This window comes from Bacillus sp. DHT2 (genome assembly GCF_026241455.1).
GTDB lineage: Bacteria > Bacillota > Bacilli > Bacillales > Bacillaceae_G > Bacillus_A > Bacillus_A pseudomycoides.
Genome location: NZ_JAPHWH010000003.1, coordinates 102,235 through 126,645 on the forward strand (window position 1 = coordinate 102,235; position 24,411 = coordinate 126,645).

Consider the following 24,411-nt stretch of genomic DNA (forward strand, 5'->3'; position numbering starts at 1 on the left):
CTATTTTTCCTTTTTTGAGGAATCATCTTTGGTCACCATATCCTGATAGGTCGCCCGTTCGTTTCCAATCTTGACATCAGCGATAAAAATCTTCCGTTCTTTTACCGGACTAGGTTTCAGTTCACCGTACTTCGGTTTCCACTGTGGGTGGTAAAGCCCTGTTTTGAGGTAAGGCGTACGCGCACGTGTAGTATAGGCATTAGGACCTTGCACTTCCCATACAACTTTTCCATCCTTCCATATTTGTAGCAATCCGTCGTTCCCTGATGACCACTTTGCATGAATTACCCAAGAAGACCAGACTACTTTTTGCACCAGTTCGTCCAATGTCTTAGAATCGCGCTCTATATTCGCAGTAGGACCGAATGCGCGTTGTATACTCCATCTGTCACCTTTCACTGCAATAGCCAATTCCGGAAAATCCCGATCCACCCGCTCACTGCCGAGTACAGCATGCCATTGCATGACGATATCGTCGCCACTGCCCTTGTCGAACACCCAATCCTGCGGGATATAAATCCGTGCTGTATACCAACGTTCGTGGAACCCTTCTTCGTATGGCTGTGCAATTTCCGAGCGGAATTGTCCTTGAGAATGCGGAACAACGAACTGCACTGCTTTGTGATCTCCCGTCATGCCTGGCGCATTTACTACATGTACACGCTGCGTGATCGTGTCAATATCTAGGTTGGTGCGGTTTTCCGAGTCGTTGATTGCTATTTTCCATTTTTCTAGACCAGATTGAAAGATATCTTCTAACATAATAGAATTGTTTGTTTCCTTCAACTTAGGCTTCTTTTCTTTTTTGGATATATAGGGTTGAGTCACTGTCTCTTTTCTATTAACCAATACGATACCACCTACAAGTAAACTGACAAATAGGAAAGATATAGCAAGAATTTTTTTCATCTTTCGTTACACTCCATCTGGTTGATGTTTCTTTTGCATTTGATGGCATTAAAATCTCTTAAGTTGAGGGCGATGTATAGTTCCCCTATTATGTAATGCCAACCCATTCCTCTCTTATTATATCGAATTAATCCATCATTAAATGAAACAACAGAATAAATATTGAATGTCCCATAGCAACCATCTCTGGTCATTTCACTTCCTCAACTCACTATATTGCTTATGAATTCTGTTTTCTGGTTTTTTGTCCACCGTATACAACACAATAAGGAATAACCATTCCAAAGGCTTCATGATAAGATAGATAATGTCTGCAGACCATTTTGAATTGATATGCCTGCTGATTGGGTAGCCATACCTGTCATAAAAATTACGGATGGCTTTATGGAAGTTTGGAACATATTGTTCAAGAATGTTCTCAAATGCATTAGCAATTAGTAGTTGGCGGTTCACAGGGATTCTTTCTCCACTTCTGATGCCTGCCCTAACTGGCTTGACCAATTTTTTATGCCCTCTAGCAGAGACCGTACACAAATAATGCCCGTCACCCGCCACTATCTCTGGTTTTGGCGCAGGGATATTCGAATAGTTGAAAGAACTTGTTTCAAGGAACACACGAATAAAGCTATCTGGTCGTTGCCCAAACAGAACCAAAATTAGTTGGATGATAATCAGAACTGGAAACAAGCTTATAGCCCATAGTTTTGACATCTGTTGATAGTTATTACATACCCGGAAGAGAAATAGCATACATTTATTGTTGTACTCAATCTCTTTTTCATGCTGACTAGCAAGAAAATGGTTCAGAGAATCTTTCAAGCTTGCGATATATAAAACAAACAACGATAGACAGCTAGTTTGCAGAAGAAAAACCGAATATTCTTCACCATCATTTGAGAAGGCTGTATGAGTGAGATAGGCAACCGCAAATATGATATTCAGTATCATTAATGTACTGCATACCACATAAATAAGCGGAGGAAGATCCCCATAATTAAGGCTTACGATCCAAAAGCTAATCATCCCCAATGTTATTAAGACAATTACTGAAACTATATATTCATTTGCAAGAGAAGCATATCCATTATTCTTAGCACCAGTCCTTTCAAAAATATGCAATTGCTCACCAGCACCCGCTGCCACTCCATTTAGAAAAAAGCCAAGCATGAATAAACAATAAATAACCATGGAGGCAAAAACATCTATTGATTTGATTTTGACTGATTTCTCCTTCGTAAAATTCCGAGACATCCTAAAAAAAGCATACCTAGGAATTGAAATAAATAAGAGCACCTTTATAAAAACAAGCAACTCTCTCCCTCCTCTAATCCATCCAAACACTTTGTTAGTATTTTAACAGTTTACCTTTTGCAAAAAAACTATCATCTTATTTCTCGCTATTAATAATCCTAAGAACGAGCAAAAATATGAGAATAAATGTTTAGTGATAAATAAAACGGACAAAATCCCTTCGCCCCGACCGCTTCTATGCATGGCCAGATGCTCTCGACCACCTCTAAAAAGAAAGGGGTCTTTATCTTTTATCCAACTGACTCATTATTTTCTATCAACATTTGAATTTGACAGCTATAAGATTCTGTATTAAAGAAATCGTTAAATAACTCCACTTCAATGAAACTTTTAACTTTTAAATTATTTTCTTTTACATATTTAATGATTTTATTTCGACGTTCCTCTTCATTCTCTTTACTATAAGATAACGTTACATACTTTCCCTTTGGTAATATTTTCATATTTTGTTCAGCTTCTATATTAGAATTCCCTTGAAATCTACTAAAAACATATTTTGGTTCTGCATCCCCCTCTGAATTAAAGTTATATATGATTCCTCTTTCCATTGACATTTTCCCCTCTTTATCTTGAATGATTTTCTCTAAGTCTGAATAGTAAAGTAGCTCTTGTAAACTTCCCACTTCTTTACATGGTGCTACAATTACATAGCGTGGTTCAAAGAACTGAATAGATATCTCATCACTATTTAATATATCCTTAGAAGTCTCTACCTTCATATTTAAGCTATCAATGGTTTGGATTACTTCTTGCATTTTCTTTATGTTTTCTTCTGCTTCATATCTTTTTAATTGTAAAAATTGTAGTAATTGATCAGTATCACAGTCCTTAAAAATCTCTTGAAGCTCTACTATACTCGTTCTTAACTCTCTACAGCTTTTTATAATATCTATATGAATAAATTGATCTATAGAATAATACCTATAACCTGTTGTTTCATCGATATATCTTGGAATAAGAATCCCCATTTTGTGATAATATCGTAACGCTTTTATTGTGATGTCCTTTATTTTCGCAACTTCCCCAATAGAAAATAAGTTTTTCACCCTAATCACTTCCTTTATATTTTTCTTATATTATCATTGACTCTCCCCTTAAGAGAGACCTTATGATCATAATAAGATATTTGCAATAAAATACAAAATTCACTTATATACAAGGGAGTTTCGAAACATGAATACAGTAACATACAGAAGTCTAGTTAAAGAAGATTATGAATCTGTCAAAGCTTTGATTGGTGAAGCATTTGGCTTCAATGAAATGATTGAGGATAAAAAATTTTTAGATTCCATATTAAACATCTATCTACAGAGTTGTATTTTAGGGAGCTCATTTAGCAAAGTAGCAGAAAAAGACAATAAAATTATTGGTGTTATTTTGGGGGATTCAAAAAAAGACAAAAAGCGTTTAAAGAGAGCTCATAATACTTTAAGTTTTGCCTACACCATGCTGAAAGTATTCATGACTAATAAAGAGAATAAAAAATTCATAAAAGAATCCTCAAAGGTTGAAGACACATATAAAGAACTTATAGAAGGAAAGGAAGATGATTTTCAAGGTTGTATACAGTTATTTATTGTATCAGGGGAATCTAGAGGCCTTGGGGTTGGAAAGGCTCTAATAAATCATTTGTCTAATTATATGAAAAGTACGAATGTGAAATCTTTATATCTATATACAGATAATAAATGTAACTATGGATTTTATGATAGTCAAAACTTTGAACGTATAAATGAAAAAGAAATTTATTTCGATTCAATGAAAACAAAACTTAATGTATTTTTATACTGTTATGATTTTTAACGAATAGTAAAAACCGTATCCCTTTTTTGGGATACGGTTCACCATAACTCATTTAAATGAAATTTTCTCTGAAACAAATTGCTTTTTTACAATTCCAGCCTATTTCATTCATTTCCTGTTAGAAATTCGTCTATACCGGTCTACATTAAATTCATATTATATATGACAAACAATATTTGATGATTTAAAAAGGAGGCAGTGAATTGTCTTTTAAAAAATTTGTCGATGCATTACCAATTCCTCCTGTCTTAAAAGCAGAAGGTACCCATGATGGAGTACCATTCTATGAAGTAACAATGAAGCAAGTCAAACAAAAATTACATCGGGATTTGCCGCCAACTACTGTCTGGGGCTATAACGGTATGTACCCGGGTCCTACATTCGAAGCAGAAAGAAATCACCCTATTCTTGTAAAATGGAAAAATAAATTGCCCTTTGAACACCTGCTGCCTGTCGACCAAACTGTTCATGGTGCGGAATCATCCATACCTTCTGTTAGGACGGTTGTCCATTTACATGGAGGCCGTGTTCGTCCAGAAAGTGACGGATATCCTGATGCATGGTTCACAAGAGATTTTAAAAATGTTGGGCCGAAATTCGTGACTGAAGTCTACTATTATCCAAACTGTCAACGCCCTACAACACTTTGGTATCATGATCACGCCCTTGGAATTACTCGTTTGAACGTTTATGCAGGTCTTGCGGGCTTCTATCTTCTCAGAGATGAAGAAGAGAAGAAGTTGAATCTTCCGAGTGGAAACTTTGAAATCCCGCTGGTCATCCAAGATCGTTCGTTCTATGCCAATGGTGAACTCTTTTATCCATCCCAACCAGGAAATATGCCGCCTCCAGCCCCACAGCCACCTCCACCAATCGATCCTACATTACCAAATCCGTCAGTGGTCCCTGAATTTTTCGGTAACACAATTTTAGTCAATGGAAAAGTATGGCCTTATCTTGAGGTTGAGCCGCGGAAATACCGGTTCCGCATCCTAAATGGCTCCAATTCTCGTTTTTATCGTATGAAGCTGAGCTCTGGGCAAAATTTTGTCCAAATTGGTACGGATGGAGGACTTTTGGAAAAACCAGTCCTAGTATCCGAAATCATCCTTGCACCTGCGGAACGTGCCGATGTCATTGTCGATTTTTCAAACCATAATGGTCAGAGTATTATTTTAACAAATGACGCACCAACCCCGTTCCCTGACGGCGAAAGTCCTTCTGAAGATCTGAGACAGATTATGCAATTTCGCGTCAAACAAACATACTGCAAACATGACAAAAGTAAAATTCCACAGAAGTTGAGTTGCTTGGAACAGTTGAATCCCCAGGATGCTGTAATCACACGAAAAAACACTTTACTTGAAGCTACCGATAATTTCGGACGCCCTATGCCATTATTAAATAACATGGAGTGGAGTCAGCCTATTACAGAAACCCCGTATAATGGAACTATAGAGATTTGGGAGCTGTACAATACGACACCAGACACTCACCCGATTCATTTGCACCTTGTCAATTTTCAAATTTTGAATCGTGCTGTATTTACTGGCGATCCAAATGGTTCTAACCTCAAAGTCGGACCGCCCATACCACCTGATCCAAACGAGAGAGGATGGAAAGATACTGTTCGTGCTAATCCCGGAGAAGTGACCCGGATTATCGCACGCTTTGGTCCATTTACAGGAGCTTACCCGTGGCACTGTCATATTCTTGAACACGAAGATTACGATATGATGAGACCATACGAGGTGCTAGCTAACCCTAGATTTAACCCATGCGAACGAGATCCTGAACAATGTAGCGATAACGCCTTTTCTCAATGTTTTGGCTGCTATCAACAACGGAAAAATAAAAGAGAAGAGAAATCATAATTCCATGATTTCTCTTCTCTTTTTCATTCATTTGATATCTTTATCTCTTTATCATAAAACTATTCAAAGTTCCTTATACATCTTGAAATATAGAGCTTGTTCAAAAAACGTATTTTTGAACAAGCTCTTTCTAATTAAGCAAATACTCGCTTAACCTCTTTTGCAATTTCATTTATTAAATCTTCCGCTTGCGGATACAAACCAATTTTATCCATAAATGCATGGTCTGTACCGTTGTACTGAATAAGCTTCGTAGGTACGCCGCTTCGTGCAAGTTTTGCCGCGTAAGCTTCGCACTCTACTTTTAAATAATCAAATTCAGCAGTTGCAATTAGTGTCTGCGGCATATTACTTAATTGATCTGAAAGGAGCGGAGAAACGTGAGGATCAGTAATTTCCGCTTTACTTTGCAAGTAAAGCCTGAAAAATAACTCGCCGCTTTCAGCCAACCCTTTAATCATTGGAATGATGAGCTCAGAATAGTTACGAATCTCATATTGGTCGAGGCTCCAGTTGAAATCTTCAGTTTGGACGCCGGCCATATTCACTGTTGGGTAAATAAGCGCTTGTAGCTTAATCATCTCTGTTCCCTTTTCAATATCCATGAGCGCGCACACCGTAGCTAAATTCCCACCCGCACTGTCTCCAGATACGGCAATTTGCTGTGGGTTCACACGAATTTCTTCAGCGTGCTCATACACCCATGTTACGGATTCGAAACAATCTGTCAGTCCTGCTGGATATGGATGTTCAGGCGCTAAACGGTAATCAACGGAAATCACAACGGCGCCTGCTTTTTCTGCCAATGCTTTACACGGATTTTCCACGACATCCACACTGCCGCCTATGAAACCTCCACCGTACCGCGCAGCACAAAAATAATCTCTACGCTGTTATGCCAATGACTCGGTACATAATTGACACTGTTCAATGAAACATCAAAAGGCAGACTATCATTCGTCTCAACCAACTCGTATACAGCATTTCGCATGAAGCTTTCCTCCTTTTAGAACGGTACTCTTATCTGTTTTTTGGAATGGAATTTTCTTTTCCATTAGGCTCTGATTTGTAGTATAATCCCTTAAAATCACAATAATGATAGATTTATTGGGTATATCCGTTTTTTTAGTATTATACCAGTTTCACGTGCAAGTGATTCTAAAATTGAAAGTGAAAATGTACTCTTTAATTCCTAACCTAATAGCTGTAATTCTTCTGTAAGACTCATTGAGGACATAAAAACAGCCACCCTTTCATGGATACTCCATGAAAGGGTGGCTGTTTTCCTTGAAATTTATACATAATCTTAACTTGCTAGCTATAGCGTCACCCGCTTCTTTTTCAACCCATCTCTGCATCACACCACGTAAATACTACATCTAGAAGCCGATTACCAATACACACGTGTCTGTTCCACTTACCGAAAAGCTGAAACAAGCTGTTGTTTACATGCAAGAATGCCTTTCGGTATCCATCCAACCATCCCATCTTTTTTGACTAAGCTATAACCCGTACAGCTATCATCAACTACAGAAACAATATCCCCTTTTTTTACGCTTAATTGCGCACAAGGCACGTCTGTTTTAGCAGTGAAAAGCCCTCTTTGATTTTGTTTGAGATATTCATTCTTAACATGTAGGAATCGATTTGTTTCTAATTGTCTACATAAAGTGAAATTTTCGTTTCTTTCAACTGGAAAGATATCATATAGAGGATAATGAATAGAACCAATCATTGTAGATTCTGCGTTAAAATCTTCTAACACCACGTAATTTGGAAAATGATCAAGGTATATATACGAAAACATATCTTTAGCAGGTGATCGATGAATGATAAACGCATTTAATTGTCCCGTTGGTTTGATTACATTCCCACCATCGATTGCAATGATTTTTTTGTCTTGATCAATAATTGGATTATGAACAGATACATCTGAGGAATAATTCACAACGGGCCAATGTCCGACGATCACATATTTATTCGTTTGGTGCGATTTATCTAAAAATGCTGGAAGTGTTATTGCAGTATCTCGAGCCGTATCTTTCCAATTATCGATATCTTCTAACCCACCATGTACAAAAATATAATCTTCTGCTTCGATCGCTGTCGGTAACTCTGTAAGCCACTTTATTTCTTTTGAAAAATGAGTAATTAATATTTCTTTTACTTCTTGAATATGTGTTTCTTCGTTAACAGCATAACCTAAATACGCAAGCCATTCATTTAATATAGAATGTTTTCTCGTACATAAATAATGGATTAACTTAGGATTCTCATGTAGTAGCTCTTCAACTAACGTATCACAATTCCCTTCTATAATATGAACATTAGAATGATGAGCCGAAAGTTTCATCAAGTAGCTGACAACACCTTTACTGTTACTACCTTTTTCACACAAATCACCATTTATAATTAAATAATCTTTTTCACTATAATTTACCTTTTCTAGTAACCCTTTCAAAAGCTCTAATTCTCCGTGAATATCAGAAATAACAATTACTCTTGCATAGTTTGGAATTGATAATCCTTTTATTTTGTCCAATGGGGATGCTCCTTTTTCATACGATAGATTCATTGCGCTGTAGAAATCTTTCGACAAAATTCCACTAAACCCCTTTTGGTAACTCGCTAACTTTTAGAAGAACGTGTTGCTTTATGTATGATTGACAATTTGAAATAAAGTCAAAATATTCTAACATTTATTTAGAAGCTGTCCCAAAAGTCCGTTTTTAACGACCTTTTAGGAAAACTTCTTTTTTAATTCAGCATGGAAAACATAATCTTCTCTAGTTCAGCCTTATTTAAAACATCATCAATAATTACAACTTGGTAGGCACTATCCTTCCCTTTTGCAGGAACAATCATCTTCATGCCCTTTACATTGCTTCCCGTCATTTTAGCAAACGTGAATTTTGCTCCTTCTCGTTCATAATTTTCGATCTTATCGTTATCATTAATCCAAAAGTAAAATGGATCCCTTCCTTTTTCTAAAACGGCGGATTGATAAATTGTATAGCCAAACTCCCCGGCTCTATATTCTGAGTTAATGATAGGATTCAGCTTTTTTGTTGTAATTACTGGTTCAACTTTTCCCCTCTTTAGTTCATAACCTTTCGCTACATAAGTTGGTTTCTTGTATGGAAAATCAAATGAACGAGATGTGAAATGTGAATAAATTTTTCCCCATAATGGTTCAATAGCTTTGCTATTCTCCTCTAATTTTTTTTGATCTTCTGGTTCTAAATTTTCAAATGTCCCTACTGTTCTTATCTTCTTGTCTATGATATACTCCTCTCTTTGCAATTTGATTAATTGGTCAAATTCTTCTTTTGTTAACAGATTCCGTACCACTTCCATTTCTTGAAGTATATATTCATATCGACCCTCTGAAATATGAAATTCTGCAAATGCTTGTTCTTTTGTACCAATCATCTTTTCTACAATTTGCTGAATAGGAACTTTAGTTTGTGCTTTTGCTTCTTTGATATTATTTTTCACTTCAGTTTGTTCTTTCTGCGGGTTAGTTGGTATATCTGCATGTGCATTTAATAAAGATACAGATGATACAGCAATAATAGCAACAACTCCAAGTGCAGACCAACGATATGATTTCTTTTGAAATTTTTTAATCATACGAATTCTCCTTTTCAACGTTCTTTTATTTCGACTTAAATTCGCTAAACTAGGCACTTGATAATAACTTGAGTAATGTTCTAGAAGAGTAATAATTGTATGACCATATGCAATTTGTTCCTCGGAACCTATAAATGTCAGAGCGAATGCATCACATGCCATTTCTTGATCTTCCCGCATGCACGAGTAGGCATACCAAATAATCGGGTTAAACCAATTTAGAATGAGTAAGCCATGCATTAGCCAATTTACCCCAACATCTCTTCGTTTAATATGAGCCAATTCATGATGAAAAATATATCGTAGTTGCTGCTCATCTAGTATTTTCATATGTACACTTGACAATAACACCCTAGGGCGAAAAAAACCGAACACTGTTGGACTTGAAATTTTCCCAGCTAAAAGTAGTGGAATATTCTGCTGAAGGGACATCGATTTTTTACAATTGTCAAAGATTGTGACAATCCGTTCATCTGTAATAACAGGCTGGTTCTTTATATAGAGACGTAAACGCCTATTCATAATCATAGTTGCAAGCCCTAAAACGATAACCCCAGCTAGCCATATGTATAAAAGGATTGTATAAAATGAAAATGTCACATCACTTTTATTTTCATTACGATGCGTTTGTTGCTTATTTTCCTCAGCTACTTGTGTGTAACTAGGTGCATAAGTATTTTCGTTTGTGACCATCTTTGTATCATCTATAGCTGCCTTCTCTTGCACAGGTTCTTTTTGATGAAAGATAACCGAAGTGTCATTACTGTATGAAAGGATAGAGTAAATACTGTAGGAGCTGTCTGGCGACCATGGTAATAGAAGTCTTACAATTAATATCATCCATAACAAATACTGCCACCTTGGTGTTAACTTGTTTCTAAATAAGATTTTGATACATAAAATGAGACCAACTACTATACTTGCCATAATGGATGTTTCTATCACCCAATCAAAAAAGTGAGGTAGATAGATGTTTACAAACATATCTATCATCATGATCTACCCTTCCTCTGATTTTCTTCTGTTTTCTCATCCAAAATACGTTTCAGTTCATTAATATCTTCTGAAGATAGTTTTTCTTCTTTTAAGAAATTCACAAGTAGAGGTTTAAGTGCCACACCATAGAAACGTTTGAGGAAAGATTTTGTTTCTACTTGTAGATAGTTATCTTGTGACACTAACGGATAATACGCATACATACGCCCTTTTTCTTGATGATAAGAAAGGGCTTCTTTTTGAACTAATCGATTTATCAACGTTCGAATGGTTTTTGGCTTCCAATCCATCGTTTTCTCTAACTCTTCGATTACTTCATTCGCCGTTTGAGGAGATTTGGACCAAAGAACTTTCATCACTTCTAATTCAGCTTCCGATATTTTAGGTAATTCTTTCATTGTTTACAATTCCACCCCTTATATTACGTTTGTAATCTATAAGTAGATATTACAAACGTAATCTCTGGTTGTCAACCATATTTTGGATTTTCAACTACATTCTGGACACTACATAACTATCAATCTAAGAAGATAAAAGAGTATAAAAAAATGGCTTCGATGCAATATCGAAACCACCTTTTAAGTATCTTTTTATAAAACTGTCCAGTTTATAGGGATAGTTCATTCATTTATATACGCACAGCCGTACCACTTACAGCAACCATTAACATGCCGTCACGAACAACCTCGTAGTCTACATCAATGCCAACAATTGCATTTGCTCCTTTTTGCTTCGCAAGTTGTTTCATTTCTTCCATTGCAATATCACGAGCTTCTTTTAATTTACTTTCATATGCACCAGCACGGCCACCTACAACATCACGAACGGAAGCGAATAAATCACGAACAATATTTGCACCCATAATTGCTTCACCATTTACAATATCCACATACTCAATAATTTCTTTTCCTTGAATTCCAGAAGTTGTTGTTACAATCATTACTGACACTCTCCTATCATTTATTGGCGTTTCTTATACCTTTATTATTACATTAAAAAAATAAATGAACTATCTAATAATCTTACAGAAAGATGACATCTTTGTAAGATTTATAAAAAAACAGAATCACTTTATGGACTCTGTTCTAATCGTTTCGCTTATTTTTTTCTATTAAATGCTCGCTCTATTTTTTCTAATCTCAATTGTACGTAAGCTATATAGGAGCACCCCTAGCCCTAGAATTTTTTCATTCTTAGACGCATTGGAACCTAATGTAATAGTAGGCACATTTAGTCCCATAAACCTTTCACTCCATTCTATAGGCATATACCCTTTCTTACCGATTGCTAATGTACGTCCATCTGTTGTACGAAGAGTACTTTGAATAAAATCAAACTCTACTTCTACATCGGACAATTTTGTTACTTTATCAGTCATTAAAGAACCACGTATCGCCGCAAATCCTTGTATCATCTTCTCTTTAAACATACCAATTTGGTTATAATTCGAATCATAGATTACCCAATCATACCCGTCAGCTTCAGTATGAAAATATGCAAGAATTTCCCCGCTACTCGCTTCTAATCCATAAACATCTTTATTACTTAAAAAAGGTATCACTGAAAAAAGAATGTTAGATGAAATGATCTTTGTTCCAGCAACATATCCCCCATCAGGATGATATAAACCAAATTGTTTATTCTGTTTAGGCAATTCTAATACAACAAACGTATCGACATCCCAAAACGTTACATTACTTTTCACCGCATTCTTTTGTATCAAATTCCCTTTTCGTAACTGCCAAAATCCAATTCCGAAAAAAACAGAAGAAACGATTACAATAAAAATAACTTCTCCCCAATTCACCATTCCCCAAGTTCCATATACACACCATAGTGCAAATAGAAAAATACAGGTTCCAATAAAAAGTTTAAACTTCCCTTTTCGCTTATAATAATCAAATAATTCCATATCTACGTCTCTACCCCTTATTTGTATTTCCCAACTATTAATGTATCAAAAACAAATTAGATCCTCTAGAAAAAAATAGATTCGTTGCGATATTGAAACCATCTTCTAAGTATATAATTTTAAGGCTCTTTCTATAAAACTGCCACTCGCAGTGAAATAGCTCATTCATTTCATTCCCGTACCTTCAGTACCATCAGAACAAATCAAAAAACAAAGTTAAACGGATGCATAAGTTGTTTGAAATAAAACAAGGTAATATCCAGTAGCTTTATTACAAAACTCTACTGATACATGTTCTATCTACATTGCTTTATCGTCAAAATCATGCCCTAAAAGCGTCACAACATATGAAGAAATGAGTACATCTCCACCGAAAATAAGTGCTTTTTTGGTAATCTCATAGCCTACACTTTCGTAAGCTTTTCGTCTAATCCAAAAAGGCGAGTTCCCCCACCCAGTCCAATTGATAAAATATCAGGCATCCTAAATTTAGTATTTACACCCAATGTTTACGGCTAAAGAAGACTGTCTTGGAAATCCTCTTGTTCATACACCAAGGTCACTCGCTTTCCCTCCAGCATCAAGTACAATGACCTTCTTTAATCCCGATAAATGGTTTGAACCGCTTGATTTCGAAGGTCATAACAGAAGTCCTTCCCATCATCCTCTTCTTCATGTAACGCAAGCCACTGAAATTCGTAATCTTGATTAATGAAGATGTGGTCCGCAATATCGTTCATCTTCATTTTGAGTGACAAATACACCTAGTGCAAATTATAATGAATTTTTGAAAGCGTATTAATTTACGCGAAAAAGTAAGCTACAATAGAAAAAGAAAATAAACTACTATAAAACGAGAAGAAATAGAATTTATCGTCACGAATTTGAAAAACTATAGGGGTATAAGAAAATGAACAATAAACTTCATGAACTCAATAAACAAAAAAAACCACTATTCGTCATTGTGTATGACCAATTGTATAAATTAATTACGGATGGAACCTTTCCTCTAGGCAGCCAACTTCCAACAGAACCCGAATTGGCCAAAATATTTGGTGTGAGCAGAATGACATTAAGACATGCTTTGGCACTTTTACAAGAAGATGGATTGGTTAAAAATATCCATGGAAAAGGAAATTTCATTACAAGATTTCATCATAATGAAAGTAGCGATGGCTTAGAGAAACTGGGGAATCCCTTATATAAATGCTATACGGAAAAAATAGATGATATCGAACTTAATTTCCGAATTGACCTAGTAACGGACTATGCAATGCAAGTATTAAATCAACAAATGACTGCAGTGGTTGCGTTGGAACGCTGGTATAAAAATCACGATAAGATAGTAGCTTTTGCTTTTACTATGATGCCAATAGAAGCCGTTTCCAAATTGAACCTTGACTTACATAACGAGAAGCAAGTATTGGAAATGTTGGAGGAGAAAGTATATGAACTGGCTAACTCCTCTACCATTGAAATTAAACGTTCTAATTCCGCCAATACTCCGTCATTAAAATACCAAATTTTCCACGGGGAGGAATTTGATTTAATTTTAGAAAGTGTATATATCAGCGACAAATACCCTGTGGTTTATAATAAATACTATATACCAATAGAATTTAGTCAAATTAGGATTAAAACATCTAAATAACCGAATGAACAATCCATTATCTCTTAGAAATTTCCATTTGTGGAGAGCTATTGGCTTCTTTTAACTTCTCCAAATGCGGTATGAAACAACGTGTATTTGTCGGAATTTAGTGAAGAGAGTATCCTACAATACACTGATTTTCTGTTCCTACTTGCACATTATATCCAGCTTTCAGTTGACTGTTTTTCATGGGGTCTTCTTTCATTCTCATAAACGTGGCATCTAGATCTGTCTTCGAGAAGCTATTACGATCACCGAAAGTCTCTTGATGTGACTCATATTTTTGTAGTCGTGATAAATAGTCTTCTTTCAGTTTCTTATGTATTTTTCGTTTCTTATGTATTTTTCGTTTCTCTTGATACACTTTCTTTTTCTCTTTTTTTGCTCCCTTATCTTGTTCCTGTTCTACTTCCGTTTTCACTTGTTCCACCATGTCATGGATCACTCTTACCACATAATCTTCTGGGATTAAATTGCTATAGTCCATTGGTAGAATTAACCGACCCATGTTATTAATGAATGAAAATAGCTGAATGGTTACTCATAAAGTGAAACTTTAATCAGTGGGGGCTTTCTTCATCCCCCACTGATTATTAGTTGAGCCAATCGGGCTTTTACGGGCAGTTGATCTCCCATCTAACTGCTTTGCTTTCACCGAATTTTGAGGTGGGAGTATTACTGCACGTTAATGCGGGATAAAAAAATCGTCTCCTATTTCTTGTTTGTGTGGTTACTTACAATTATAATGGGGGCGATTTTTTTGTAACAAAAAAGACAAATTCCAAAAGAAAGATGGGTTGTGAGCAAAGGAAAGGTATGATATCCTTTTCATTGTTCAGATGCATACAAGTTTTTAGACAACTATACAATATTGTATATCCCAAAGAGTCGTCATGAAAGCGCAATCAAAAAGTAAGATGTTTTTGGTTGTTCATGAAAATGCTTCCTTGTAAGCATCATAAGAAGGAAAGGCATGATATCCTTTTCAATATTCAAGTGCATACAAGTTTTTAAATAACCAAACAATATTATATAGTTCAAAGAGTTATTATGCATCATCATGAAAGCGTAATCAAAAGATAAGATGTTTTTGGTTGTTCATGAAAACGTTTCCTTTTTAAACACTATAAGAAGGAACGAACAAAAATCGGTACAACTGTGCACAAGAAAGCCTCGCATATGAAACAAAAGGTGTAGAAATTACCGAAACCATCCTTTACAAAAGGATCAATTGGTAGTTAAAGGCCAGACAATCATGACTCAGGAAGACAATTCCCTGAATAACAAGAAAAGAGGAATATAGCTATGTCTACAATTAATGAAGATGTGAGCATGAAGAAAACTCAGAAATATAGTGCTAAGAAAGCAGTACCTGTTACCTTACTGTTATTTCTATTATGTTTAGTAATTGACAATTCGTTTAAGATTATTTCTGTTGATATGGCAAAAGATTTTCACATTTCAGCGACAACAGTTAGCTGGCAAGCAACATTAGCTGGTCTTGTGATTGGAATTGGAGCAGTCGTTTACGCAGCTTTAGCGGATTCTATTAGTTTTAGAAAACTTTTTAGCGCTGGGATTATTTTAATCTGTGTCGGTTCAGTCATGGGATATATTTTTCAACATTCGTTTTTACTAGTTGTTATTTCACGTATTATCCAAACTGCTGGTTTAGCATCAGCTGAAACGTTATATGTAATATTTGTCACAAAGCATTTACCTGCAGATGAACAAAAGAAATTTTTAGGATTAAGTACAAGTAGTTTTGCTCTTTCACAGCTTATCGGTGCATTAACTGGAGGTTATGTTTCAACATATTTCCATTGGACAACTCTATTTTTAATTTCTTTAGTAACACTTTTCACTCTTCCTTTTATTTTAAAATACATTCCTAAGGAAGAAGCGAAAAACAGTCATGTAGATGTATTAGGATTATTCCTAGTGGGAGCCATTTCAGCATCTCTACTACTATATATTACAGATTTCAATTGGCTTTACCTAGTCTTGTTTATTGTTGCAATTGCCTTGTTCCTTACTTATATTAGTAAGAATTCAAAAGCTTTTATCGGAATCTCATTCTTCCAAAATAAGCAGTTTATCTCATTGCTTGGCGTTGCATTTATCATTTACTCTGTACAGCTAGCATATATTTTCCTATTCCCATTCTTGCTTGAAAAGATTTACGGTTTGCAGCTAGATGCAATTTCACTATTATTAATTCCAGGATATATCGCAGCGACTATCGTTGGAGCTCTTTCAGGAAAAGTTGCAAAGGTTATGGGAAGCAAGCAATGTATTACGCTCGCTATGTGCAGCATTATAATCAGCTTACTATTAGGCGGATTCTTTATCAAAACTTCTGTTGTTGTATTCGTAATCTCTATGGTTCTATTCTCTAGTTCATTTGCATTCATGTATGCACCATTACTTGACTCTTGCATTTGTACAATTGATAAAGAAAAAACAGGAACAGCAATCGGATTTTATAACTTAACACTAAATGTCGCAATGTCAATCGGAATTGCCTACACAGCAGCGATGATGGACCATTCCGCAATGAAAAAAAGTTTCTTCGGAATGACAAACAATGTGGATGCTTCCATGTTTAGTAACATCCTATTCATTCTCGTACTCGTTACCCTTTTCAGTTTATCTCTGTACTGGGTATTAGTAGGACGAAAAGCGACAAAATAGATTTATAAAGGTTCTGTTGCAAAGTTACCCAAAACATAGAGAATCTAGGGTTGCATCGTTAAATGGTTATGCAACCCTTAATAATTCCTGTAATTCGTTATACACCGAAAAGGCGGAGTCTATTTAAAGACTTCGCCTTTGTTTGTATAGGGCATGAAATCCCAATAACACCCGCTCCAATAACTGTAACAGGACTAAACATTTGCAAATTCTCAGTATACGAAAAAGAGAGAATCAATTTGATTCTCTCTTTTTACCCGTAAAGTTACTATTCAGGAATGAAAATAAGGATGTTATAAAGAGTGTGTACGATGGAGGAGATGTAACATTTTTGTTAACTAGACTTATATAGCTTTCGTTTCTTTACACTTACGTACTTATGTAAGTATGGTGCTGGTTTTAATTTCTTTTTCACTTTTATGCGACTACTATCCGAATGATAGACCATCCACAGTTTTACATCTAATAAAGAAAGAATTATGTTTGTTTCAAGTGACATTTTGATTACCTCCTTCTTTCTTGTAGTTTTTTATATCATATCTCTTGAATCTGGAGCTGATATGATATAAATATAGTTTTCCTGTGAAGTTTTTATATTGTTTCTATGTATTCTAATACGTCTCCACATAAACTCCAGATAAGCAGGTTATAATGGCTACAAGAGGTGATATAAGGATGAACTATCATATTCTTGTGGTAGAGGATGATCAAGAAATTCAGGAATTAATCAAACAATTTTTAATGACTCAGCAGTATGCTGTTACAGTTGCATCAGATGGATTAGAGGGCATGAAACAATTTAATAAACAATCCTTTGATTTAATTCTACTAGATGTGATGATGCCAAACCTTAATGGATTTGAAGTTGCCAAAATGATTCGAAGTCAGTCAAATATACCCATTATTATGCTAACCGCGTTAGAAGAAGAACAAGATCAAATGAAGGGATTTGATCTTGGCATCGATGATTATATTACGAAACCTTTTTCTTTTCATGTTTTGATTAGACGAGTCGAAGCAGTGCTGCGGAGAAGCTATGATCAAAGTACGGAGAATCATTTATTTTTTAAAGAAATACATGTTGATTGCGATGCATATAAAGTATATGTAAATGAGGTTGAAATCCCCTTAACGGCAAAAGAATTCGAAATCCTGCAACTACTACTTCAAAATAAGAAAAAAGTAATCACAAGAGAAAGCATCGTAGAAAAGGTTTGGGGATACGAGTATCACGGAGAAACTCGTATGATCGATACACACATTAAAAACATACGAAAAAAATTAGATATTTCCTACATTAAAACAGTAAAGGGCATTGGTTACAAAATCGATGAATAGGATTGTGAAAATCATGAAGACGAAGAGAATTACCTATAAACTCTTTATGACTACATCCCTCATTTTGTTAGCCTTTGCAGTCCTGATTTATTTAACTTTATACTTCTTTCTCCCTACATTTTATGAGCAATACAAAACAGATCAGCTTCAAACAGGAATAGAAGAAATAATTGATAAATCTAAAGATCTTACGTTTCAAAATGCTATACCACTTTTTGATGAATACGCACAAAAAAATAACGCAATGATTTCCCTTCAAAATAAGGAAGGCGTAGTTATGTATTCTCCTTCTTTTAGTTTTATTCAAAGAGGTACCCAAGCACATGTGATTGCCAAAGCAACACCATTAGGGAGTTCAGATTACCTTCGTAATTCATATGATGTTACTGTGCCGATTCAATTCCAAGATATTACCTTAACACTTGTGGTGTTCGCAACATTTCAACCTATTGATGAAGCTACGCAAGTCTTAGTACGTTTTCTTCCCTATATCAGTATCATTGTACTTGTGATTGGTATAGGAAGTGCTTATTTCTATTCGAGGTTTATTACAAAACCACTCATTTATATTAATGAGGGTGCACAAAAGATGGCAAACTTAGATTTCTCCGAAAAAATTGAGGTTCGTTCCACGGATGAATTAGGAGAATTATCCAATAGCTTGAACGATATGTCTATTAATTTACAACAAGCTATGTTCAATTTACAAAAAGCGAATCAGCAATTAAAGAGCGATATTGAAAAAGAAAGAGAAATAGAAGCAAAACGCAGAGAATTTTTTGCAATTGTATCACATGAATTAAAAACTCCTCTCACTGTTATGAAAGGATACCTAGAAGGGATGATCTATAATATTGGTCCCTATCAAGATCGTGACCAATACTTAAAGAAAAATCACCAAATTATTGAAAGTATGGAACAACTGGTTCGCGAAATTTTAAGCATGTCAAAACTAGAACAACATACCTTTAAACTACAATTAGAAGAAGTAAATCTCTCAGAATTAATGGATACAATCACAAAAGATATCGGATTTTTTGCTTCTCAAAAAGACATTCAAATCATAAAACAAATTGATTCTGACCTTTTTGTTTATACAGATTGTGTTCTGTTAGAAAAAGCCTGTAAAAACATTATTCATAATGCGGTTATGTATTCACCGCATAACGAAAAAGTCTATATACAGTTAACCAAAGATTCTAAACAAAACCACATCCAAATGCAAGTCATCAATACAGGTGTCAAAATTAATGAAGAGAATATACAAGATATCTTCAAACCATTTTATCGAATCGAAAAGTCAAGAAATCGAAATACTGGAGGGAGTGGCTTAGGGTTATATATCGTCAAACAAATTTTTGAAGCACTGGGTATAAGGTATTCTATAAATAATGTAGAAGAGGGTGTACAATTTTTTGTTACCATTCCATTATCTATCAAATAAACAAAAAAGAATCTTAATCTTATTTCGGGGTCTCACCACATCGCTATCAAGATAAGATTAAAAAAGGTCAGTTTCAAAAGAAACTTTTTTCTTTTTCTAAAAAACCAGTGTAGATCATTAGAAATTCTGCATATCAAAAAACAAACGGGTTTCATTCTTTTATTAAGCTGCTTGATTGTGAGACATGGTACAATTTTAATTGACACCTAATATCAAAGACTGTTTTCTTCTCGTATCGATGCGATTTTCGTCCGTTTCACTGTAGGAGTTTAAACAGACGAAGAAGAATCTTTGATAATTCTTGGGTGTCTTTTGGTATAGATCGAAACAGAAAAATTCTCTGAAAAATATACTGAACGAATTAATGCTATCATCTATATAAAACAGTTATTGGAACATAATATGGAAACTGGTTCTTTACTGCATGATAATTTACATTGGAGTACTTTTTGTTACTATAAGCAAGGACAAGATGCTTTTACACCAATAGTGAATGCCCCTCCTTAACACTCTTACAATTCGTTTGAAGAAGGGGCTTCCTGTTTAGCAGTCTTACATACTCCCCACAGGCGTCGTTTATACTGTTTGGACACAACCTTGTCCTACAGTTTCGATCTTTGGTCGTCCTCATAAGTAATTGTTCTAATCCTTTTTGCAAAATATTTAGACCTGCATTATGATCTCTGTCTAATACCGTTCCACACTTTGCACAAATATGTGTTCGAATAGAAAGTAATTTTTTCACACGATTTCCACAACCAGAACAATCTTGCGATGTGTATACTGGGTCTACTTTCACAAGTAAATCTCCAAATTTTTCGCACTTATACAAAAGCATCCATTTAGTTTATTTCCATTCTTAAGTTGATGATGTAGGCTTAATTTATAAAGTAAGCTACTATTTATGAACCGTCATAATTACTCCGTCCATATTGTTCCCTGAAATTTCATAATGCTGATTTACCGGGACATTAATGGTCGTATTTTTTGATACTTTATAATAAGAAACCGTATACTCTTTCCCCTCAACATTAGTTGAAATCTCCTTTTTCTCCTTCAAGAAATCTAAGTATTCTTCTAAAGTAAATTTATTTTTTTGCATGATTGCACTATGAGGCAAACCGACGTAACGTATATGCCATGGCTCATATTGAATTCCTGTAATATTACTTTTATTTTTCGGATAGCGTAAAACAAAACCGTATTTCCATACATTGTCTTCAATCCATTTTCCTTCAGGTGCTTTCTCCATTTTCATTTGAGTAGACCCTACATCAAGTGATAGCCCTAAATTATGTTCACTATACCCTGCTGGTAATGCATAATCAGAACCCATTTTTTCATATAGCTTCCTTTGTTCTTTAAAATCCCGATGGCCGCTACTGATCAAAAAATGATGAATCCCTTCTTTTTCTGCAGCATCTACAATCTTCAAAAACTTTTTCACAATATCCTTTGATAAATGAATATTTCTATCAAGCACTACATACCCTCTTACTAATTCCGTATTTTGAAATATATTTATAATATCAGTTCTTATGCTATCTTTCTGAACAGGATAATCTTTATTGACTAATAATAAATCACCTTTATAAATTTGTTCTTTTGTAATCTCTTTCTTTTCAGTATTCGTAGAGTTTACCTTATCACCTTTTTCTACGATTTTAACATCTACTCCATTTTGAAATAATGGTGCTATATAAATACCAACACATACTGTGCACAATATAAAAAGAGAAATAAATACCCACTTTTTCATTCCTAGTTCCTCCTTGACCTAACTTACGTATAGGATAGAAAAAACTATTTAAATAAAAAGTGGGGTAAACTTTAAATTTTTATTAAATTATTAAATGACATTCCACGCCATCGTCTTTCGGTAACCTCACTTCAAATATTGTTCGTATTACATTACTTTCTGCAGAAATCGTCCCATTATGCTGTTCCACAATGTTTTTCGCAATAAATAGCCCCAGCCCTGTACTCTCTTGCTGTTGAGTTCTTGCTTTGTCTCCTGTATAAAACATATCAAAAAGATACGGTAACTCTTCCTTTGGAATGCTATCTCCATAATTAATAATTTGTACGACAACTTTTCCATTATCAATATACCCGTTCATATCAACAAATTGTCCATCATATCCGTAGCGAATTGCATTCGTTAAAAGATTTTCAAATACTCTTGCCAATAATTTTCCATCTCCATTAATAGTTAAGTGAGGATTCACATTCATTCTGGCTACTAAATCTTGTTTCTCTAATAACGGATATAATTCTTCATCTAGCTGTATAAGTAATTCACTTATATCAATTGGTCTTTTTTCCAGCTTCAGCATGCCATAGTTCATTCTTGTTATTTCAAATAACTCATCAATCAAGTTCTCGAGTCGTTGAGATTTCGTAAAAGCAATAGTAGAAAAATGTTTAATTTGTTCCCTCGTCAAATTCTCATCTTTAAGAATTAAATCTAAATAACCTAAAACAGATGTTAATGGTGTTCTTAAATCGTGAGCCAGATTGACAATTAACTGATCTTTACTGCTTTCTGCAAAATCTCCTCTTTCTACCGCTTCTTTTAACTTTTCACTCGCTAGGTTAATTTCGTGTGCGATATCCCCGAACTCATCATTCGATGAAACATAAACCCGGTTTGTAAAATCACCATTAGCAAGATGATGAATCCCATTAGAGATCTCATTAAAATACTTCAAATATGGTCTAGTAAGAAAGAAGAAAAACAAAATAGCTAAAGGGATAAATATAATTAAAAAGAAATTAATGTCTCCAATTTCTCTTATCGTTGAACGGAATTGAGCTAAAGGATCCTCATAACGAACCACCGTTTTATAGTAGAGCTGCAGCCCTTTGTAGATCATATACGTTACGCTACCAGCTAGTATCATACTTAACGCAAATAGTGCGATCATTTTTGAACGAAAGCTTCTTATCATTTTAGCCATTGAAAGTATAACCTACCCCCCAAACCGTTTTTATCAATTTATTCTTTCTTTTATCTTCTCCAAGTTTTTTTCTTAAGGTACGAATATGTACCATTACTGTATTTCTACCTTCGTAATAGTCTTCTGCCCATACTTGTTGAAAGATATTTTCCACACTGTATACTTTCTTCGGATGACTTGCTAATAAATATAAAATATCAAATTCTTTTGGAGTTAATTCAATTTGTTCTTCATATACACTAACTGTCCGTTGTTCAGGATAAATGACTACTCCACCAATTTCTAAAACTGATTTATCGTCCTCTGCTTTCGGTTGATTTAACATTAAAAATCGGCGTAATTGCGCATTTACACGGGCAACTAATTCAATCGGAGTGAAAGGTTTCGTCATATAATCATCTGCACCTATTACAAGTCCTGTCACCTTATCAAAATCTGATGTTTTTGCACTTAAGAAAATGATGGGCATATGATATTGTGCACGAATTTGACGCGTTACTTCATAACCGTCCATTTTAGGCATCATAATATCTAAAATCACCAAATCAATTGGTTGAGAGTGAATAACACGAATAGCTTCTTTTCCATCAGCTACTTTAATAACATGGTAGCCTTCTTTTTCTAAATGTATCGCAATTAAATCAGCAACTTCTGCCTCATCGTCAGCTATTAAAATTGAAATTCGATTCATTTTACTACACTCCTATATCATTCCGCTTCTATTCCACTGGCACTCTAAAAAATTTGTTCATTATATATTTTCATACACTCGATTTTATACTAGTCCGCTCTGCTTGTACAATAAGGAGATTACAGTCGAGATACGCGTAAAACTAGATCATAGTAATAGGGAATCTGGCTTCCAGTTTAGTTTTTTATATGGTCCCATTATAAATACCCGTCAACTTAAGAGATTTTAATACTCAAAAATACCTAAATAGGTTAGAATGGATGACGTTTTGTTATGAGTCTCTCGATTCAAGATGAGCTACAACTATTTTCCAAAGGATTACAACGATATGTTACGACTGTATTTTTAGAAAAACTTGCAAGAACACTCGAGCTTGTAAAGCGAGAACGAAAGTTCATTTTGCTTCTCTTCTTAAGTTGATGGGCATGTATGGTGACCCCTAATATTCCAATATCTAACTAACAAATAAACTCCCCTATTAATAGGGGAGTTTGTTATTTAAGAATTATTAATATCTTTTACTACTAATTGCTTCTTGCTCAAATAAATTGCTCGATCCGATTGTTTTGCAACTTCTTGTGAATGTGTAACAACAATTACACATTTATTCTCTTGATGGGCAAGCTTCTGAAACAAATCAATAATCTCTTTTGCGGTTTCTTCATCAAGGTTTCCTGTTGGCTCATCAGCAATAAGTAAATCAACATTGCAAGATAGTGCTCGAGCAATTGCTACACGTTGCTGTTGTCCACCACTTAGTTGCAGGACATTTCGCTTCGCCTCTACTTCTGTAAGTCCTACCTTCTCTAATAATTCTAATGCCCTCGCCTTTTTATTTTGCACCTGAACACCTGTAATTTCCATTGCCGTTAGTACATTCTGAAGAGCAGTCATATAGGTAATTAAGTTATAGGATTGGAAAATCACAGATACATGTTGATTCCGGTATCGATCTAAACCAATCTTTCGAATATCCTTACCCTTATAGAGTACATAACCATTTTTAGGTATATCTAACCCACAACCTAAGCTAAGCGTTGTGGTTTTACCAGATCCAGATGGCCCTAAAATCGTGTAAAAGTGCCCTGTTTGAAAAGAAAAATTAACATTATCTAGTATCGCTACTTTTTTTCGGTTACTTTCATAATAATAATTTAAGTTTTTAAATTGTAAAATTGTCTCCATGTCGAGCCTC

At 34.9% G+C, this 24,411-nt stretch carries 21 protein-coding genes and 4 pseudogenes; 6 read left to right on the forward strand and 19 right to left on the reverse strand.

The window, feature by feature from the left end:
• The 3 genes from ORL93_RS09435 to ORL93_RS09445 form a co-directional block, all read right to left on the reverse strand.
• Complete coding sequence (locus tag ORL93_RS09435) at positions 1-909, reverse strand: polysaccharide lyase family 20 protein (RefSeq protein WP_098161358.1); 909 nt, start codon at positions 907-909, stop codon at positions 1-3.
• A gap of 195 nt (positions 910-1,104) precedes the next feature.
• The gene (locus ORL93_RS09440) at positions 1,105-2,220 is read right to left on the reverse strand and encodes a DUF6688 domain-containing protein (protein ID WP_018782908.1); all 1,116 of its coding nucleotides are present in this window, start codon (positions 2,218-2,220) and stop codon (positions 1,105-1,107) included.
• Positions 2,221-2,450: 230 nt separating this feature from the next.
• Positions 2,451-3,266, reverse strand: coding sequence for a MerR family transcriptional regulator (locus ORL93_RS09445; RefSeq protein WP_265958971.1), 816 nt, complete (start codon positions 3,264-3,266; stop codon positions 2,451-2,453).
• Positions 3,267-3,393: 127 nt separating this feature from the next.
• Here ORL93_RS09445 and ORL93_RS09450 point away from each other — a divergent pair, with 127 nt between their 5' ends.
• Both ORL93_RS09450 and ORL93_RS09455 read left to right on the forward strand, forming a co-directional pair.
• Positions 3,394-4,023: a GNAT family N-acetyltransferase gene (locus tag ORL93_RS09450; RefSeq protein ID WP_097795056.1), complete on the forward strand. Its 630-nt coding sequence runs from the start codon at positions 3,394-3,396 to the stop codon at positions 4,021-4,023.
• 203 nt (positions 4,024-4,226) lie between these two features.
• Positions 4,227-5,897: a multicopper oxidase family protein gene (locus ORL93_RS09455; RefSeq protein WP_097795055.1), complete on the forward strand. Its 1,671-nt coding sequence runs from the start codon at positions 4,227-4,229 to the stop codon at positions 5,895-5,897.
• 134 nt (positions 5,898-6,031) lie between these two features.
• Here ORL93_RS09455 and ORL93_RS09460 read toward each other — a convergent pair.
• The 8 genes and pseudogenes from ORL93_RS09460 to ORL93_RS09495 all read right to left on the reverse strand — a co-directional run.
• Positions 6,032-6,760: pseudogene (locus ORL93_RS09460) on the reverse strand (alpha/beta hydrolase); the annotation flags it as partial.
• Positions 6,742-6,888, reverse strand: a complete 147-nt coding sequence (locus ORL93_RS09465; protein WP_157753613.1) for a cupin domain-containing protein — start codon at positions 6,886-6,888, stop codon at positions 6,742-6,744. The gene ORL93_RS09465 and the pseudogene ORL93_RS09460, both read right to left, overlap by 19 nt.
• Positions 6,889-7,314: 426 nt before the next feature.
• On the reverse strand, positions 7,315-8,439 hold the full coding sequence (locus tag ORL93_RS09470; RefSeq protein ID WP_141556407.1) for a metallophosphoesterase: 1,125 nt from the start codon (positions 8,437-8,439) through the stop codon (positions 7,315-7,317).
• 215 nt (positions 8,440-8,654) lie between these two features.
• A complete protein-coding gene (locus tag ORL93_RS09475; RefSeq protein ID WP_176549050.1) occupies positions 8,655-10,523 on the reverse strand; it encodes a M56 family metallopeptidase in 1,869 nt (622 codons plus the stop codon).
• Positions 10,523-10,924 (reverse strand): BlaI/MecI/CopY family transcriptional regulator, encoded by a 402-nt coding sequence (locus tag ORL93_RS09480; RefSeq protein ID WP_006093802.1) that lies wholly within the window; start codon positions 10,922-10,924, stop codon positions 10,523-10,525. Before ORL93_RS09480 ends, ORL93_RS09475 begins: the two co-directional genes overlap by 1 nt.
• A gap of 230 nt (positions 10,925-11,154) precedes the next feature.
• Entirely contained in the window at positions 11,155-11,466 is a 312-nt protein-coding gene (locus tag ORL93_RS09485; protein WP_006093801.1) for a heavy metal-binding domain-containing protein, read from the reverse strand.
• 171 nt (positions 11,467-11,637) lie between these two features.
• Positions 11,638-12,438, reverse strand: coding sequence for an ABC transporter ATP-binding protein (locus ORL93_RS09490; protein WP_265958973.1), 801 nt, complete (start codon positions 12,436-12,438; stop codon positions 11,638-11,640).
• Positions 12,439-13,037: 599 nt separating this feature from the next.
• On the reverse strand, positions 13,038-13,184 hold the full coding sequence (locus ORL93_RS09495) for a hypothetical protein (protein ID WP_018782901.1): 147 nt from the start codon (positions 13,182-13,184) through the stop codon (positions 13,038-13,040).
• A gap of 164 nt (positions 13,185-13,348) precedes the next feature.
• Here ORL93_RS09495 and ORL93_RS09500 point away from each other — a divergent pair, with 164 nt between their 5' ends.
• A complete protein-coding gene (locus tag ORL93_RS09500) occupies positions 13,349-14,089 on the forward strand; it encodes a GntR family transcriptional regulator (RefSeq protein ID WP_006093798.1) in 741 nt (246 codons plus the stop codon).
• A gap of 109 nt (positions 14,090-14,198) precedes the next feature.
• Here the strand turns inward: ORL93_RS09500 and ORL93_RS31495 are convergent.
• A pseudogene (locus ORL93_RS31495) lies at positions 14,199-14,423 on the reverse strand (IS5/IS1182 family transposase); the annotation flags it as partial.
• A gap of 971 nt (positions 14,424-15,394) precedes the next feature.
• Here ORL93_RS31495 and ORL93_RS09510 point away from each other — a divergent pair.
• Positions 15,395-16,783, forward strand: a complete 1,389-nt coding sequence (locus ORL93_RS09510; RefSeq protein ID WP_006093796.1) for an MFS transporter — start codon at positions 15,395-15,397, stop codon at positions 16,781-16,783.
• A 334-nt stretch (positions 16,784-17,117) separates the two neighbouring features.
• Here the strand turns inward: ORL93_RS09510 and ORL93_RS09515 are convergent, their stop codons facing one another.
• The gene (locus tag ORL93_RS09515) at positions 17,118-17,282 is read right to left on the reverse strand and encodes a hypothetical protein (protein WP_018782900.1); all 165 of its coding nucleotides are present in this window, start codon (positions 17,280-17,282) and stop codon (positions 17,118-17,120) included.
• 152 nt (positions 17,283-17,434) lie between these two features.
• Here ORL93_RS09515 and ORL93_RS09520 point away from each other — a divergent pair, with 152 nt between their 5' ends.
• Positions 17,435-18,121 carry a response regulator transcription factor gene (locus ORL93_RS09520; RefSeq protein ID WP_006093794.1) on the forward strand — a complete coding sequence of 229 codons (687 nt, stop codon included), beginning with the start codon at positions 17,435-17,437 and terminating at the stop codon, positions 18,119-18,121.
• Positions 18,114-19,565: a sensor histidine kinase gene (locus ORL93_RS09525; RefSeq protein ID WP_029427677.1), complete on the forward strand. Its 1,452-nt coding sequence runs from the start codon at positions 18,114-18,116 to the stop codon at positions 19,563-19,565. Before ORL93_RS09520 ends, ORL93_RS09525 begins: the two co-directional genes overlap by 8 nt.
• Positions 19,566-19,727: 162 nt before the next feature.
• On the opposite strand, the pseudogene ORL93_RS31500 reads toward ORL93_RS09525, so the two are convergent.
• The 6 genes and pseudogenes from ORL93_RS31500 to ORL93_RS09555 form a co-directional block, all read right to left on the reverse strand.
• Positions 19,728-19,902 (reverse strand): annotated as a pseudogene (locus ORL93_RS31500) (IS4 family transposase); the annotation flags it as partial.
• Positions 19,903-20,178: 276 nt separating this feature from the next.
• Positions 20,179-20,403, reverse strand: a pseudogene (locus tag ORL93_RS09535) (zinc ribbon domain-containing protein); the annotation flags it as partial.
• Positions 20,404-20,463: 60 nt separating this feature from the next.
• Positions 20,464-21,324 (reverse strand): VanY-A/VanY-F/VanY-M family D-Ala-D-Ala carboxypeptidase, encoded by an 861-nt coding sequence (gene vanY / locus ORL93_RS09540; RefSeq protein WP_097795051.1) that lies wholly within the window; start codon positions 21,322-21,324, stop codon positions 20,464-20,466.
• 82 nt (positions 21,325-21,406) lie between these two features.
• Entirely contained in the window at positions 21,407-22,525 is a 1,119-nt protein-coding gene (locus tag ORL93_RS09545) for a HAMP domain-containing sensor histidine kinase (protein WP_097795050.1), read from the reverse strand.
• Positions 22,518-23,216, reverse strand: coding sequence for a response regulator transcription factor (locus tag ORL93_RS09550; RefSeq protein WP_097795049.1), 699 nt, complete (start codon positions 23,214-23,216; stop codon positions 22,518-22,520). Before ORL93_RS09550 ends, ORL93_RS09545 begins: the two co-directional genes overlap by 8 nt.
• Before the next feature lie 498 nt (positions 23,217-23,714).
• Complete coding sequence (locus tag ORL93_RS09555; RefSeq protein ID WP_097795048.1) at positions 23,715-24,401, reverse strand: ABC transporter ATP-binding protein; 687 nt, start codon at positions 24,399-24,401, stop codon at positions 23,715-23,717.
• Between the last annotated feature and the right edge of the window lie 10 nt (positions 24,402-24,411).

What these genes read in the sequence shown, in the direction of transcription:
- ORL93_RS09550 (WP_097795049.1), bottom strand. Translation starts at nt 23,216, where the DNA reads ATGAATCGAATTTCAATTTTAATAGCTGACGATGAGGCAGAAGTTGCT.
- ORL93_RS09525 (WP_029427677.1), top strand. Translation starts at nt 18,114, where the DNA reads ATGAATAGGATTGTGAAAATCATGAAGACGAAGAGAATTACCTATAAA.
- ORL93_RS09485 (WP_006093801.1), bottom strand. Translation starts at nt 11,466, where the DNA reads ATGATTGTAACAACAACTTCTGGAATTCAAGGAAAAGAAATTATTGAG.
- ORL93_RS09555 (WP_097795048.1), bottom strand. Translation starts at nt 24,401, where the DNA reads ATGGAGACAATTTTACAATTTAAAAACTTAAATTATTATTATGAAAGT.
- ORL93_RS09465 (WP_157753613.1), bottom strand. Translation starts at nt 6,888, where the DNA reads ATGCGAAATGCTGTATACGAGTTGGTTGAGACGAATGATAGTCTGCCT.
- ORL93_RS09495 (WP_018782901.1), bottom strand. Translation starts at nt 13,184, where the DNA reads ATGAAGATGAACGATATTGCGGACCACATCTTCATTAATCAAGATTAC.
- ORL93_RS09515 (WP_018782900.1), bottom strand. Translation starts at nt 17,282, where the DNA reads ATGTCACTTGAAACAAACATAATTCTTTCTTTATTAGATGTAAAACTG.
- ORL93_RS09500 (WP_006093798.1), top strand. Translation starts at nt 13,349, where the DNA reads ATGAACAATAAACTTCATGAACTCAATAAACAAAAAAAACCACTATTC.
- ORL93_RS09480 (WP_006093802.1), bottom strand. Translation starts at nt 10,924, where the DNA reads ATGAAAGAATTACCTAAAATATCGGAAGCTGAATTAGAAGTGATGAAA.
- ORL93_RS09435 (WP_098161358.1), bottom strand. Translation starts at nt 909, where the DNA reads ATGAAAAAAATTCTTGCTATATCTTTCCTATTTGTCAGTTTACTTGTA.
- ORL93_RS09450 (WP_097795056.1), top strand. Translation starts at nt 3,394, where the DNA reads ATGAATACAGTAACATACAGAAGTCTAGTTAAAGAAGATTATGAATCT.
- ORL93_RS09490 (WP_265958973.1), bottom strand. Translation starts at nt 12,438, where the DNA reads ATGGAATTATTTGATTATTATAAGCGAAAAGGGAAGTTTAAACTTTTT.
- ORL93_RS09545 (WP_097795050.1), bottom strand. Translation starts at nt 22,525, where the DNA reads ATGGCTAAAATGATAAGAAGCTTTCGTTCAAAAATGATCGCACTATTT.
- ORL93_RS09475 (WP_176549050.1), bottom strand. Translation starts at nt 10,523, where the DNA reads ATGATAGATATGTTTGTAAACATCTATCTACCTCACTTTTTTGATTGG.
- ORL93_RS09520 (WP_006093794.1), top strand. Translation starts at nt 17,435, where the DNA reads ATGGCTACAAGAGGTGATATAAGGATGAACTATCATATTCTTGTGGTA.
- ORL93_RS09510 (WP_006093796.1), top strand. Translation starts at nt 15,395, where the DNA reads ATGTCTACAATTAATGAAGATGTGAGCATGAAGAAAACTCAGAAATAT.
- vanY (WP_097795051.1), bottom strand. Translation starts at nt 21,324, where the DNA reads ATGAAAAAGTGGGTATTTATTTCTCTTTTTATATTGTGCACAGTATGT.